Origin of the sequence: Sphingorhabdus lutea (assembly GCF_001889025.1) — a bacterium.
Lineage (GTDB): Bacteria > Pseudomonadota > Alphaproteobacteria > Sphingomonadales > Sphingomonadaceae > Sphingorhabdus_B > Sphingorhabdus_B lutea.
In genome coordinates this window covers 43,232-58,567 of sequence record NZ_CP018154.1, presented here as the reverse complement: position 1 = coordinate 58,567, position 15,336 = coordinate 43,232, and the positions used below count along the sequence as shown (strand labels likewise).

Here is a 15,336-nt window from a genome sequence, read left to right as displayed (position 1 = left end):
AATTTATTGATTTTATAACCAACAGAAAGGTCACAAAAATGACATTATATATTGGCGATATCGCCCCCGATTTCAAAACTCAAACCCAAAATGGGCCGCTACATTTTCATGAATGGGCGGGCGATAGCTGGGTTTTCTTTTTTAGCCACCCTGCGGATTTTACCCCAGTATGCACCACAGAAATGGGCCGCACAGCGCAACTTGCCAACGAATTCGCCAAGCGCAATACAAAGGCAATTGGCCTTTCCACAGACAGTGTTGAGGAACATCGTAAATGGATTGAGGATGTGAATGACACGCAAAATACCGATTTACAATTTCCCATCATTGATGATTCTGATTTGTCGATTGCGCGCACTTATGAAATGATTCACCCACAGCAAAGCGAAACAGCAGCTGTCCGTTCGGTTTTCATTATCGATCCTGATAAGAAAATACGTTTAACAATGACATATCCCATGAGTGTGGGACGCAATTTTGATGAGATTTTGCGCGTTATAGATGCCTTGCAAATGGGTGATAAGCACAAAATTGCTACCCCTGCTGATTGGACGATGGGTAAAGATGTCATTATCCCCCCATCGATAAATGATGCACAAGCAAAGGATTTATTCCCACAAGGCTGGACAACATTGCGGCCTTATTTACGTACCACAAAAATAGATTAAACATGGCTAGGCTGGAGATATTTTATGGTTGATAATGAAATTGCCATTTTACTGGCACGAATTCAATTTGCCTTTACCGTCAGTTTCCATTTTTTATTTCCAGCATTCAGCATTGGGCTTGCCAGCTATTTAGCAGTTTTAGAGGGATTGTGGCTTAAAACCGGCAATGGCGTTTATGCCAATTTATATCGATATTGGTTGAAAATATTCGCCATTGTTTTTGCCATGGGTGTCGTTTCTGGCATTGTGATGTCATATCAATTTGGAACAAATTGGTCTGTTTTTTCTGACAAGGCGGGGCCTGTCATTGGCCCTTTAATGGCATATGAAGTGTTAACGGCATTTTTTTTAGAAGCCGGATTTTTGGGCGTTATGTTATTCGGCATTAATAAGGTAGGGCGAAAATTGCATTTTGTTGCTACTTTGGCAGTGGCCATTGGCACATTTATTTCTGCATTTTGGATTTTATCAGTCAATAGTTGGATGCAGACACCCGTTGGCTATGCCATAAATGATGTTGGCCAATATGTTCCCGCCGCCGGATGGTGGGATATTGTTTGGAACCCCAGCTTTCCCTATCGATTGGTGCATACAGTGTTGGCGGCATATCTAACCACCGCCTTTGCCGTGGGGGCGGTTGGCGCATGGCATTTATTAAAGGATAAAAAGAATGTCGGCGCGAGGAAAATGTTTTCCATGGCCATGTGGATGGCGGCATTGGTTGCCCCAACACAAATTTTTATGGGCGATCTTCACGGGCTTAACACTTTGGAACATCAACCTGTAAAGGTAATGGCGATGGAAGGTCATTATGAAAGCCACCCCAATGGTGCGCCCTTAATCTTATTTGGTATTCCTAATTCAAAGGAAAAAAGGGTGGATTATGCCATTCAAATTCCAGGGGCATCATCGTTAATTTTGAAACATGATATGGATGCGCCCTTAAATGGTTTGGATGTTGTTCCAGATGAAAATGAGCCCCCCATAGGCATTGTTTTTTGGTCGTTCCGTATCATGGTCGGGCTTGGCTTTGCGATGCTGGCTATTGGTATGTGGAGTTTATTGGCACGTGCTCGAAAAAAATTATATGAATGGACATGGTTGCATCGCGGTGCATTATTTATGGGGCCATCGGGTTTTATTGCGGTGTTGGCCGGATGGGTGACGACAGAGGTTGGCCGACAACCTTTTACGATTTACGGTCTTTTACGGACAAGCGACAGTGCCGCGCCACTTGATGCCCCCGCGGTTGCAATATCGCTGATTGCCTTTGTTATTGTATATTTTGTCATCTTTGGCGCAGGAATATGGTATATTTTCCGTCTTGCGGCCAAGCCACCCGAAGCACATGAAAGCGTTATGGATGATAAGCCGATTAGAACAGCGGGCATCACATCTGCGCCGGCAATTTCAAACAATGATCTTGCGAAAGGAGAGCAAGGATGAACGGCATTGACTTAACCATTATTTGGGCAGGTATAATCGCCTTTTCAATTATAATTTATGTCATCATGGATGGCTTTGACCTTGGCATAGGTATTTTATTTCCTGCATTTAAGGTAGGCGATGACAGGGATGCAGCGATGAACAGTATCGCCCCAGTATGGGATGGCAATGAAACATGGCTTGTCCTTGGCGGTGGGGGATTATTGGCTGCATTTCCGCTTGCCTATGCCATTATATTGCCCGCGCTTTATGCGCCCATTATTGCAATGTTATTGGGTCTTGTCTTACGCGGTGTGGCATTTGAATTTCGCTGGCGCGACCCAGCCCACCGTGCGCGCTGGGATTTTGCGTTTACGGCCGGTTCAGTGATAGCCACCTTTGCTCAGGGAATCGCGCTTGGTGCTTTATTACAAGGCATTACGGTGCAGGGACGCGCATATGCAGGTGGCTGGTGGGAATGGCTTTCCCCATTTAGCATCCTTACCGGATTTGCGTTGATTGCAGGATATGCATTATTGGGTTGTTGCTGGCTTATCTGGAAAACTGAAGGGGGCTTACAACGCCAATGTTATAGCTATGCTGGGCGATTGGGCATTTTATTATTATTCGCGATAATGATGGTAAGCATCGCAACACCATTTTTAGAAGCAAAATATTATGAACGCTGGTTGTCCTATCCTGGAATTATAGCAACAGCACAGGTGCCGCTTGCAACATTTATTATTTCTTTTCTCTATTTTCGCAGCTTATCAAAGAAACAGGAGGCCGCACCATTTTTCTATGCGCTTGGCCTATTTGGATTATCTTTGGTCGGACTTGGAATATCAATGTGGCCAGATGTTATCCCAGGCCGGGTCACGATATGGCAGGCCGCCGCCCCCTATGACAGCCAATTATTCATGTTAATTGGTGCAGGGATTATGGTCCCCATCATATTGGGCTATACCGGATGGGCATATTGGGTATTTCGCGGTAAAGTTGGAACGGAGGGCTATCATTAATGACTTTTGATCCACTTTCTCAATCTTCTAAAGATGTTGAAAATAAACCCATATATCAGCGTTTATTATGGTTATTGCTTTTTTGGTTAATGGGCGTGGCCACCATATCCGTTGTGGGATATATTATAAGATTATGGGTAAAGGCATAATCAACATCATATTTTTTATGACATTAATTTCCTTTTGAATTTACGCAGAAAGCTCCCGCATCTCAATTGATGTTAAGACAATATATTATTACCAATTATTTGCCCAGTATAGAATGGTTAAATTTGTGTGGTCACCATAAAACGTTTGCGGTCTTCACCAATTTTGCGCTTTACCTCTTCAAAGGCGCTTGTTTCCGTGGCGACCAACATCGCTTCAAATAATCGTTGGAAATGTTCGCGCATTGCAAAGCGTGCGGCGGCGGGATCACGATCGCGCAATGCAGCGTAAATTGATGCATGTTCATCAGTACGTGCCTTTGCATCGGTCACACAGACGCTGGAATATACTTTTTGCACCTGTGGCAATTCGTTGCGAATGCGCCATAATTGTTCAATTGTATATTCGACAACTGGATTACAGGACATTTTTGCAATGCTAAGGTGGAATTGGCGGTCAATATCGTCGCCTTCGTCGCGGCCATTGGGGTGGACGGCAGACATCGCCTTAATCAGGCTTTCTAAATGTTTAATACCTTCATCGGTCATATTTGCGGCGGCCAAGGCGGCGGCCTCTGCCTCTATAACCGCACGTGCGGCGGTTAATTCAAATGCGGTAACATCGGGCAATGCGCCGGGGCTGTTTTCGCCAAGATCCTGAACATAGGCGCCCGATCCAGTTTTAATGATAATATGGCCTAATGCCTCTAGGGCGATTTCGGCCTCCCTAATGGTAACGCGGCTGACCCCGAAACGTTCGGCCAATTCGCGTTCGCCGGGCAAACGGCTACCGGGCGGGAATATGCCCTCATGGATAAGAGAGAGAATTTTCTCAACAATTGTCTTATACAGACGGTTTTTCAAAGGCCCACACTTTCCTATATCAATGTTTCATACCAATAATGCATACCACATTGAAATTGTAACGCAAGCCCACCAGCCGTCAAAAAATGACGGCTGGTGACCATGTTTATATTAAAATTTGAAGTTCACACCAAATTGCAACCGGCGATCTGGAAGACCTTGGAAGCATAATAATGCGCCATCATTTACACAATATTGGGAAATTTTCGATTTGGTGAGGTTCACCCCTTCGATACCAATATTGATATTATCGGATATTTCATAGCTTAGGCTGCCGTTAAGCTGGCCACGGGCTGCGGTAACCACGGGGAAACCCAATGTGCTGCCCAATGATGCGCCGCCTGCTGTATCCAATGTGCGGAATGAACTGCGCCATGTGTATCGCGCCCGTGCGGTAAAGCCATATTTTTCATAGAATAATGTGACGTTATACGCATTTTTCGAAAAGTCGAGCAAGCCCTGCACCGCCGTATAAGGCGCGGCGTTTAGGCCGCTACTGGCGTTGAAAATGGCATTTGCGCGGCTATCGGCGGCGGAAGTATTGGTTGCCTCGCCACCACCAAATTTTTGATAGGTATAGTTGGCGGAAAGACCAAAGCCAGAGGCAAATCCAATTTTATCTTCGAATGAAGAAAGATCAGCTTGGAAAGCCACCTCAATACCGGTTTGAGTGGTTGCTGCGCTATCGTTGATCGTTGTGGTAATTGGAACGCAAAGACCGGTGCCGGCATTTGCAGGAGCAACAAACACGTTACGATCGGCGATGGGATTGAAAATACCGCCATCTTCGCATGGTGCGGTGAAATCCTTATACCCATTGACATCAACTGCGGGGGCAAATTCCTGTGTCACGAACAAATTAGTCCGGCGTTTGTGGAACACACCAACGCTTAAAACCGATGCTGGTGCGAAATACCAGCTAAGCGACGCGTCATAGGATGTAACCTTTTCTGGAGCCAGATTAGGATTGCCAATAACTACGGCAGTATTTGGTCCCGTGCCAAAGCGAACTGATGTTTTCAGATCGTTAAAATTGGGACGGTTAATATCTTGACCAAAGCTGGCCCGCAAAACAAGATCATCGCTAAGATCTGCGGCCATGTTCAACCGTGGCAATAGCATTTGATATTTACCAGGTGTGTTTACTTGGGTAATTGCGCCGCCCGCACCAATATTATTACCCAGCGAGTCAATGCTGGTATCAATATAGCGAAGACCAGCATTACCACTGAAAATGCCTGATTCAAAATTTAACTGGCCATAAAATGCATGGGTTTGTTCAGTAATTTTGAAAAATGATGCAGGGTTATAGGTCGGGTCAGACAAAACGCGCGCACCAGGAGCAGCAGCAAGCGCCGCCTGTATGGTGTCCAAAACGCCAGCTTGATCAGAATAGGCCAATTTAGGATTGATGATTAAGAAATCACCAAAGAATAATTCACGGCCATCGGCTCTGCCAAAAATGGACGGGCCGGGGACTAATAATTGCGAAAATGCCGTGCCTCTTGGCGCGTCACGCATCAAAGACAGGTTAATATTTGAGCTAAATTCGTTAAATTCAGTGGATGTTTTATTATAACGATATCCCCAATCAAATGAGGTGATAAAGCCAGTTAAATCCTCTAAATCCAGCGTAAAGTCCAAACGACCTGTGGTATCAATATTTTTGGTGCCGCTATTGCCCACGGTTGCCGCGTCAAAGGCAATATTTGCAGGGTCAAGCAATTGCGCAACGGTAGGCGCAAATGGCGATGATGTATCAATGCCAAAGGCAAGCGCACCGCCGGTTAAATCATAACGAAATGGCGTGCCATTTTCATTTGGTGGATTTGATCCGGTAAGTGCGGTATTCGGATTGACGAAGTTCAACGTGGTGCTGAGATCTGGATTGCTGGTATCTGATTGAGTGCGTGAACCCTCAATACGTGCCTTGAAACGGCCACTTTCCCATTCAGTACCAAAACGAAGCAAATGACTTTCTGTTAAACGAGCGCCTACATCGCTTGAAAAACGAAGAACAGGACGGTTCGCAACATTTGGCTGCAACGTGCCGGTTAAGGCTGCTTGGATAGAGCCCAAATTATTGCCGCCCAATGAGCCAAAATTAATTGTTTCAAAGGTATCGGGAACGTTGGTCAATTGAACATTGCTGACGCCTGATGCCTGAATTCTGGTGCTTTCTTGACGACGGGTTTGGTCATTGTAAAAACCGTCAACATAGAATTTCAAATTCGGATTTGGTGCATATTCCAATGATCCGGCAAGGTTATAGGTTTCATATTTGAAATTTTCCAATTCCTGATTCAAAAATTGGATGCCAAGATAGCTGAAAGCTGGACCGGCGGCGCCTGTTGAGGTCCGACCTGTTCCTTGTACAGTTAAAGTATCACGATCAACGCGTGGGCGAAAAGAAAGCGCGTCTTGTTTGGCATAGCTGCCGCTTAACACGATGCCGATTTCGCCATCGCCAACATTCCAGCTTTTGCCAAGGCTGGCCGATAGGCGCGGTTGAACGCTTCTTGAAAGTTCAGAATATTCACCCTGTGCACGAAATGCGAGTAATGTTTCGTTTAAATCCAATGGGCGAATGGTGCGCAGATTGATGGTGCCGCCAACCGAGCCTTCGGTGGTTTTTGCGGTTGGTGCTTTTGTGACTTCTACCGATGCGATAACAGCCGCGTTTACATCTTCAAAACCAATGCCGCCACGGCCAGAACCAGAGCCGACAGTGCCCACGCCGTTAATTTCGGTGCGGTTGTCATTTGACCCGCGAATTTGAACGCCGGTGCCGATGCCCGCATCACGGGTAATTTGCACGCCGGGAACATTTTCCAAAACTTCAGCCAAATTTTGGTCTGGCAATTTACCAATATCTTCTGCTTGAATAATCTCGACAAGGCTGGCCGCTTCACGCTTTTCTTCCAAAGCATTTTGCAGCGAGCTACGGATACCAGTAACGAGAATTGGTTCATTAGCATCTGCGGAATTTTCTTGCTGTGCCATTGCAGGCGCGCAGGCCATGGTTGCAGCCGTGCCAGCCAGCAACAAAGCCGACAAGCGGTGGCGCGGTTTTGACACCGCGTTGTTCATAGTGAATAATCTCATAATATTGCTCTCCTTTTAAACTCTTGATTTTTTTAAAATTTGACTCTCACACCGGCGAAATAGCGCGGCCCATAAACCAAATTTTGTGACAAATCGCCGACAGTTGGTCGGTAATCAGTGCGCGGTTCGCTGAACAGGTTGATACCTTCCACCGAAATGCGAATATTTTTTGTCAATTTATAAGAAACACGTGCTTCAAACACGCCTGCTGCGTCGGTATAGCGCAGGCGGCCTGATGAATCGCCAACAAATGCTTGGAAATAACGGCTGCGATATTTATAAACACCTTGTAAATCTAGGCCGCCAATTTGATAATAAAGCTGAGCGGAAAGCACATGTTTGGAAAGACCAAACAAGTTTGCCGGCGGGATAAGCGCTTCATTATAGACGACACTGCCATCGGCCTGTACCGTGCCAACTGAACCCAGTCCGCCGTCCTGATTTTTGAAATTTGAATCGGCGAAATTATAGCTTAATTTAAAGCCAAACCCATCAAGCGGGGCAGGAAGCCAGCTTAAACGGTGGGCAGCGGTTACCTCAAAACCCTTAATATTGCTGGTATCTTGGGTGGTCTGCTGCGTTGTTACCAATGCTTGCAAATCTTGGCCATTAACGGCGAAAGTTTCAAATTGGCCAACGGTTTCAAAACCACCATTAAAGCGTTTATAATAAACACCTGCCGCCAAAATAGTGTCTTTATTTGGATACCATTCCAGTGCAGCATCAAAATTCCATGATAATAATGGATTAAGTAGCGGGTTGCCATTTGCCGTTGCAGAGCCAACAATTTCAGAAATTGAGGCGGCATCAGAATCTGTGGTCGTGCTGAATGTACGGCCATATCCCAATGAAGATGGGTCAGGACGCGAAAGCGCACGAAATACTGCCAAACGACCCTGTAAATTGGGGGTAACTTCGGCAGTTAAGTTAAAGCTTGGCAGATATTCGGTATAGCTATTTTTCGCGCTTATCGCCTCAAGCGTATTATTATTAACACTTAAAGTAAAACCACCGCCAACTGCTGGGGTCGCGGTAAGCAATCCACGAAAACCTTTAGACAAGACGTCGGTTTTCACGGCGCGAAGCCCGAAATTACCTTTAATAGGCATGCTGCCTAAATTACCCTCAAAATTGGCCTGAAGATATCCAGCCCAGCTTTTTTCATTCACATCATTATTATCAATGGAATCAAATTTGCCATCGGGGTAAATCGGCACGCCATCGGCATCAAATGTAACGCCGCGCGGGTCATTTGCCTCCAATGTTTTGGCCAGACATAATGCGTCAAAGGTGGCATATGTATTGCCGGCCCATACAACATTGCCCGCCGCGTCAAGCTGCGTAATTAAGGGGTTGCCGCCTGTTACCTTTGAAAGGAAATTATTCTCTGGAAAGGCGGTGCGGCATGCCTGATTGGCGATGCTTAACGCCGCATTACTATATGTAATTTCAACCCGGCTTGCACCAACTATACCGCCGGGAACATCGCGATATTTCAATTCTTGGAAACGAGCGCCGCCTTCGACTGAACGGATAAAGCCATCCATTTTATATTCAAAATCTGCACGTGCGCCAAAAATGCTATTATATCTGTCTTGTGACAGGGTGAAGCGGGTGCGGGCATTATCACGGAACAGGTCATAATTATTAACGTCAAATTGGCTGACAATTGCGTTAAAAGTTTGCGATCCATTTTGGCCGATTAAATTGGCCCATTCGACACGGTCATTTGATGTGTTGCTGGTGCCGCTGGTCCAATCGCTTTCGCGTGATAGCGGATATTGATTGCCCACGCCGAAAATATTTAACTGATCTTGTATCCGCATTCTTATTTGAACCGATTCTTCGGTCCGTTGTGTTTGCGAATATGACGCATCGGCAGATAATTTTAACCGATCATTTGCCTGCACCGCGACGGACAGGCCACCACCATAATATTTTTCCGCACGTTCCAAATATTCGCTGTTGGTTTCAATATTTGTTTCGCCAGTAAATTGTTGCAACGCACCATAATCGCCCACAATTAAGGGATAATTTAATCTGGTGGTCAGCGGGTCATTAACATCGTCAATGCGGCGACCTTCGGAAAATACCAAATCATTGCGCCGTTCGCGGAACACCCGATTTGAATATTGAAAGTCCATATTTATATCGACATCAGGATTCGGCTTCATTTGCAATGCGCCAAAAAATGAATCGCGTGTATCATCGGTAATATTTTGACGATATGTATAGCTGTTACGACCAGTGACGAAATTTTCTGTCCCCGCTACATTTGGACGGGTTGATCCTGTGTCACAATTATTATCATCGCCAACACCTGCAGTTGTGCTGGTCGGGTCGTTGCGGCAATAATTTACAGTGTCGCTAATCCGGGCCTCTTGCTCTGGATTATTTGCCACATTGCGGGAATAGCCAAGCGATATGCCAAGCTCTCCATCGCCCAATTTATATTGGTCAATATAGCTTATGGTGCCGCGATAGCCGATATCCTGAAAACGCTGGTCCTTTGCTATGTCGAAATTTTGTGGGTTATAATTGGCTTTTAACTCGGCCTGAATACGTTGCTTGCCAAAATCAACTGGCTTTACAGATTCCAAAGAGATTTGACCGGCCACACCGCCTTCAATCATATTGGCGGATTGGGTTTTATAAATGCCAACTTCGTTAAATAATTCTGAGGGAAATTGGCTGAAATTAACAGACCTATCGCCGCTACCATTTGAGGCAGCACGGCCATTTACAACTGTGGACCCAAGATAAGGGCCAAGGCCGCGAATTGAAATTTCGGTTGCACCGCCCTGTTCACGATGCGACGCCGCACCGGTTAATGTTTCCAATGCCTCACCAATTGACAGGGCAGGCAGATCGCCAATTTCATCGGCGGAAAGCGCATCATAAACCTGCGCCGATTCGCGTTTTTCATCTATTGAGCTTTGAATGGTTGCCCTGATGCCTGAAACGACAATTTGATCTTCTTCGGGAGGAGTCACGTCCTGATTAGGGGTTGTTTGCGCATAAAGCGCCGCGACATTAAGGCCGCTAGCGGCAACACCGCTTAACAAAATTGTGCGAGAAACTGCAGATATAACTCGGCTGTTCAACGCCCAGCGTGACTTTGAATTCATGATGATCCCTCCTATTAACTCCATCCGATAGACTCGGCTCCAACTGCTTCATACCATTAAGCCAATATGTGTCAACCAATTGGTATAAATATTGGTATGTTGTTGTTGCAATAATAACACAAATTATGGCCCATAAGTAAATATTCATTCTATATTAATCTTTATAAGTCTCTGAAATATATAAAGCAACAGGGATAATTTTTATTTTTGGTATAATTTTTATCGATAATTGGTCTGACAATATGGTTGACATATCATGGTTGGATGTTACCAACATGGCTGGGAAAAGGATGAACGAATCTTTAGGAGAGTGACGCGTGTCAAAGCCACAATTTATTTATCGGCATTTAATGGCCTCAGCGGCGGTTTTAATGGCGGGCGCATTTGGTGATATGGATGCTTATGCAGCTGAATCTGCTTTGCCAGATGTGGGTGTGGTGGATGTGCATGAAGACGCGCAGCAGGGCGATGCCACTGCAGTAAAGGCAGATGTTTCAAAATCAGATGAGGCAAAGCAGGTTTATTTTGTCCGCAATCAGGCGGAATATTATAAAGCCGCGCAAAAGCTTATTCCTGGTGATGTGATTGTGCTTGCAAATGGTGAATGGCGCGATTTTGAAATTGTTTTTGCGGGCAAGGGAACAAAGGCTAAGCCAATTATCCTTATCTCCGAAACCCCAGGTAAGGTTATTATAACAGGTAAGTCCAATTTAAAAATTGGTGGTAGCCATATGTTGGTTACTGGGTTGGTGTTTCGCAATGGATATTCCCCCACCGGAGAGGTGATTGCATTTCGGCGCACAAAGGAAGATGTGGCAATCGATTCACGCGTGTCGGAAGTGGTGATTGATCATTTTAATCAACCTGATCGTTATAAAACCGATTATTGGGTGGCAATGGATGGTCAGCGCAATCGATTTGATCATAATTCGTTGGTTGGTAAATCAAATGATGGTGTGACCCTTGCGGTGCGTCTGGATTTGGAATCGGGCCGAAAAAATGGCCACCGTATCGATCATAATTATTTTGGACCGCGCCCTGTTTTGGGGTCAAATGGTGGGGAAACTTTGCGCATTGGCACCAGCCGTGAATCAATGTTTAATTCCAATACAATTGTGGAAAATAATGTTTTTGATCGCACCGATGGTGAGGTGGAGATTATTTCCATTAAATCGGGTGCAAATATTGTGCGTAATAATATGTTTGTTGAATCGCGCGGTGCAGTGGTGCTGCGCCATGGTGATGGCAATATTATTGAACGCAATATTTTTATGGGCAAGGGCAAGGAACATTCCGGCGGTGTCCGTGTGATTAACCGCAATCAAATCGTCCGTAATAATTATATGGAGGGGTTGAACGGCACCGGATTTGCAGGGGCATTGACCGTGATGAACGGTGTGCCAAATTCTCCGGTTAATCGTTATGTTCAGGTTGATAATGCGTTAATTGAAAATAACAGCATCGTGGATAGCGCGCGGGTAACATTGGCCGCGGGCAGCGATGCAGAGCGTAGCGCCGTTCCCGTGAACAGCAAAATGCAGCGCAATATTATTATTTTTGGCGAAACGGCCAAGCCGATTGTGGTCGAGGATGATATTGCCGGCATTTCATTATCAGACAATATTATTTTTACGCCAAAGCCAGTGTCAAAATTCCCCCATGCAATGCAAAAAAGCATATTGATGGAGCGGGCGGCCAATGGCTTATTATATCCCACCGATCCGGCGCTTGCCAATATGGGCGCGCCGCGCGATTTGCGGATGATGCCGATGGATGAAGTTGGTGCGAAATGGTATGCAAAGCCAAAGCAGGGTGATATTTTTGGCACGGGTAAAAATATCGAAGTTGCCGATGGCGGCGCAGCGTTAATCGCTGCATTGGATCAAGCCGAAGAAGGCGATCGTTTAATCCTGCAAGGGGCAAATTATAGTTTGGACCGCACGATTTTAATCGACAAATCTTTATCCTTTGTGGGGATGGGGTCGGGGGCGGCAAAGCCCAAAATCACCTTTAATAGGCCCAATTTATTTGAATTGGGTGAGGGCGGTAATTTACGATTAAAAGATATAGAGATTAGCGGCGAAGACGCGCCCGATGTTGTCGGCAATGCGATGATAAGGACAAGTGCGACCCCATTATTGGCCAATTTTATTTTGGATATAGAAAATGTAAAGGTCAGCAATTTAATCGTGAATAAGGCATTTGACGTAATTGCATTGGGCAAGGGTTCAATGGCCGATAAGTTAAATATTAAAGGCAGTATTTTTGAAAATATCAGCGGCAAAGTCGTGGCGGCGGATTCCGAAACCGATGATTATGGCCGGTATAATGCCGAATATTTAACCATTTCAAATTCACAATTTAACAATGTGTCGGGCAATATTGTCGCGCTATATCGTGGCGGAACGGATGAAAGTACATTTGGTCCGCATTTTGTTTTTGAAAAAAATATCATCAATAATTCGGGGCATAAACCCATTTCTGGGGAGGCGGCATCAATTATTTTGCATGGGGTGCAGGATGCATTGGTGGAAAAAAACAAAATTGATAATTCCGGCCCGTTAAAGGTGGTGCATACCACTGGCACGCCATCTACAATGATTTTGGACAATGTTTTTACCTCAACACCCTGTCCAATTTTGGTAGAGGAAAAGGCCGAAGTGCCGCCGCGTGTTATGATGACCGGCAATATTTTTGATGGGAAAGCACAATGAGAATGACAGCATATTTACGCGCATTTTCCGCGACATTAGCATGTGGTATATCTTTGGCCGCTATTGGCGCTTTTCCTGTCCATGCTGAAACGGGTGATGTTGACTCATTGGGCGCTGAATCAGGAGATGTTGTCACCGAAATGGCCATGCAGACGGCGGATGATGATACCGCAACAGGCCATGGATCAGAAGCGGCGAAGCCAGCCACATTATTTGATGCAGAGGTCGCGCGCGCAACCGCATTTGTGGATGATATGATGCGTGCGGGGGTTAATGTGCCCATGCCCAAGGATCCGGGCGGCGGATATACGCATGAACAGCATAAGAAAAATTATAAAGCAATGGTTGAGGCTGGTGAGCTATACCGATTAAATGGGGATGCAAAATATGCTGGCTTTGTGCGGGATATGTTATTGGCCTATGCCGATCTATATCCAAAATTAGGGCCGCACCCTGCACGGTCAAACCAACAATATGGCCGTTTATTTTGGCAAAATTTGAACGATGCCGTTTGGTTGGTTAACTCCATTCAAGCTTATGATAATATTCGCGCGTCCTTAAATGATAAAGACCGCAAGAAAATAGATATATTATTCCGCAGCGCGGCCGAATTTATGTCGGTGGAATCGGTGAAAACTTTTGATCGCATTCATAATCATGCGACATGGTCAACCGCAGGCGTGGGGATGACCGGATATGTTCTTGGCGATAAGAATTTGGTTGATAAGGCATTATTGGGATCGAAAAAAGATGGCAAGGCGGGTTTCCTGCGCCAAATGGATCAGCTTTTTTCGCCCGATGGTTATTATGCCGAAGGACCATATTATCAACGCTATGCACTGTGGCCATTTATCGTATTTGCCGATGCCATTGACAAAAATGATCCATCGCAGAAAATTTTTGAACGGCGTGATGCAATTTTATTAAAAGCGATGAACACCGCCATTCATCTTACCTATAAAGGGCGCTTTTTCCCCTTTAATGATGCGATTAAAGATAAAAGCCTGAATACCGAAGAAATGTATCAGGGCGTGGCCATTGCCTATGCCAAAACAAAAAATCCTCAACTGCTGTCGATTGCGCAATATCAGAGACGCGTTGCGCTGTCCGCTGCGGGCCGCGCAGTAGCAGATGGAATAGCGCAAGGCTTGTCCCAGCCCTTTCCATTCCAATCCATGCTGCTGCGCGATGGCCCATCGGGCGATGATGGCGCGGTCGCCATTTTGCGCCACGGCGATTCCGACACGGGGCAGGCATTGGTTGCGAAAAACAGCTCTCAAGGAATGGGCCATGGCCATTTTGATAAATTAAGCTGGCAATTTTATGATAATGGGCAAGAGGTTGTAACCGATTATGGCGCGGCCCGTTTCTTAAATGTTGTGGCAAAGGATGGCGGCAAATATTTGCCTGAGAATGAAAGCTGGGCCAAGCAAAGCATTGCGCATAATGTATTGGTTGTTGATGAAAAAAGCCATTTTGACGGCGATGTAAAAATTGCCGATACATTGCCGCCCAAACAGATTGCTTATCAGGCGGGCGATGATTTTTCATATAGTATTGGGCAAATAAACACGGCCTATGAAGGGGTGGGCATGACCCGCAATATGGCGATGGTCAGCATAGAAGGGTTGAAGCATCCTATCATTGTCGATGTGATGCGCGTGACATCGGCTGCGCCGCATCAATATGATATGCCGCTGCATTATCAGGGGCATATTACCCGCATTGGGCCGCAACTATCATCCAATGTTGAAACACGGCCTGTTTTGGGCAAGGATAATGGATATCAACATATTTGGGTGGATGCGACAGCACAGCCGGTTTCGCAAAATGCATTTATTACATGGCAATTGGATAACCGTTTTTACACATGGCGTTGGGCCCCATTTGCGGGTTCGGAAATGATATTGGCCGAAATTGGCGCCAATGATCCAATGTTTAATTTGCGTCGAGAGCCAATAATGATTCAACGGGCAAAGGGCGCGGGCAATGCCATTTTTGCCGGCATATTGGAAAGCCATGGGAAATATGATGGCGCGGCCGAGCAAACAATCGCAAGCGATAGCCAGATTAAATCAATGAAAATTGTTAATGGTAATGGCGCAGATGTGATGGTGATTGAAACATTAAACGGCGTGCGCGTTGCAATTGGCTTTGCCCATAATGAACAGGCGGATATGGAACATAGCGTCGATATTGATGGCCAATTGGTAAAATGGACCGGCCCTGCGGCGCGGATAAAATTATAATAATATAATCGATTT

At 45.6% G+C, this 15,336-nt stretch carries 9 protein-coding genes; 6 read left to right on the top strand and 3 right to left on the bottom strand.

The genetic code is table 11. The annotated features are described in order from the left end of the window. Positions 1–38: 38 nt before the first annotated feature. Genes LPB140_RS00335 through LPB140_RS12260 form a run of 4 tightly spaced genes read left to right on the top strand, consistent with a single transcriptional unit; the run spans position 39 to position 3,264 of the window. On the top strand, positions 39–668 hold the full coding sequence (locus LPB140_RS00335; RefSeq protein WP_072558195.1) for a peroxiredoxin: 630 nt from the start codon (positions 39–41) through the stop codon (positions 666–668). A 24-nt stretch (positions 669–692) separates the two neighbouring features. Then, on the top strand, positions 693–2,114 hold the full coding sequence (locus tag LPB140_RS00330; RefSeq protein WP_072558194.1) for a cytochrome ubiquinol oxidase subunit I: 1,422 nt from the start codon (positions 693–695) through the stop codon (positions 2,112–2,114). Then, a complete protein-coding gene (gene cydB, locus LPB140_RS00325) occupies positions 2,111–3,115 on the top strand; it encodes a cytochrome d ubiquinol oxidase subunit II (RefSeq protein ID WP_072558193.1) in 1,005 nt (334 codons plus the stop codon). The genes LPB140_RS00330 and cydB overlap by 4 nt, the downstream gene beginning before the upstream one ends. Then, positions 3,115–3,264 carry a DUF2474 domain-containing protein gene (locus LPB140_RS12260; RefSeq protein ID WP_156874074.1) on the top strand — a complete coding sequence of 50 codons (150 nt, stop codon included), beginning with the start codon at positions 3,115–3,117 and terminating at the stop codon, positions 3,262–3,264. Before cydB ends, LPB140_RS12260 begins: the two co-directional genes overlap by 1 nt. 117 nt (positions 3,265–3,381) lie before the next feature. Here the strand turns inward: LPB140_RS12260 and LPB140_RS00320 are convergent, their stop codons facing one another. The 3 genes from LPB140_RS00320 to LPB140_RS00310 form a co-directional block, all read right to left on the bottom strand. After that, a complete protein-coding gene (locus tag LPB140_RS00320; protein WP_072558192.1) occupies positions 3,382–4,125 on the bottom strand; it encodes a FadR/GntR family transcriptional regulator in 744 nt (247 codons plus the stop codon). A gap of 111 nt (positions 4,126–4,236) precedes the next feature. Beyond that, positions 4,237–7,230, bottom strand: a complete 2,994-nt coding sequence (locus LPB140_RS00315) for a TonB-dependent receptor (RefSeq protein WP_198024125.1) — start codon at positions 7,228–7,230, stop codon at positions 4,237–4,239. Between the two features lie 32 nt (positions 7,231–7,262). Next, positions 7,263–10,358 (bottom strand): TonB-dependent receptor, encoded by a 3,096-nt coding sequence (locus LPB140_RS00310; protein ID WP_072558190.1) that lies wholly within the window; start codon positions 10,356–10,358, stop codon positions 7,263–7,265. A 350-nt stretch (positions 10,359–10,708) separates the two neighbouring features. Here LPB140_RS00310 and LPB140_RS00305 point away from each other — a divergent pair, with 350 nt between their 5' ends. Together LPB140_RS00305 and LPB140_RS00300 are read left to right on the top strand one after the other, a co-directional pair. Continuing rightward, the gene (locus LPB140_RS00305) at positions 10,709–13,072 is read left to right on the top strand and encodes a polysaccharide lyase 6 family protein (protein ID WP_198024124.1); all 2,364 of its coding nucleotides are present in this window, start codon (positions 10,709–10,711) and stop codon (positions 13,070–13,072) included. Next, positions 13,069–15,321 (top strand): alginate lyase family protein, encoded by a 2,253-nt coding sequence (locus tag LPB140_RS00300; RefSeq protein WP_083549745.1) that lies wholly within the window; start codon positions 13,069–13,071, stop codon positions 15,319–15,321. The genes LPB140_RS00305 and LPB140_RS00300 overlap by 4 nt, the downstream gene beginning before the upstream one ends. The last annotated feature ends 15 nt before the right edge of the window (positions 15,322–15,336 follow it).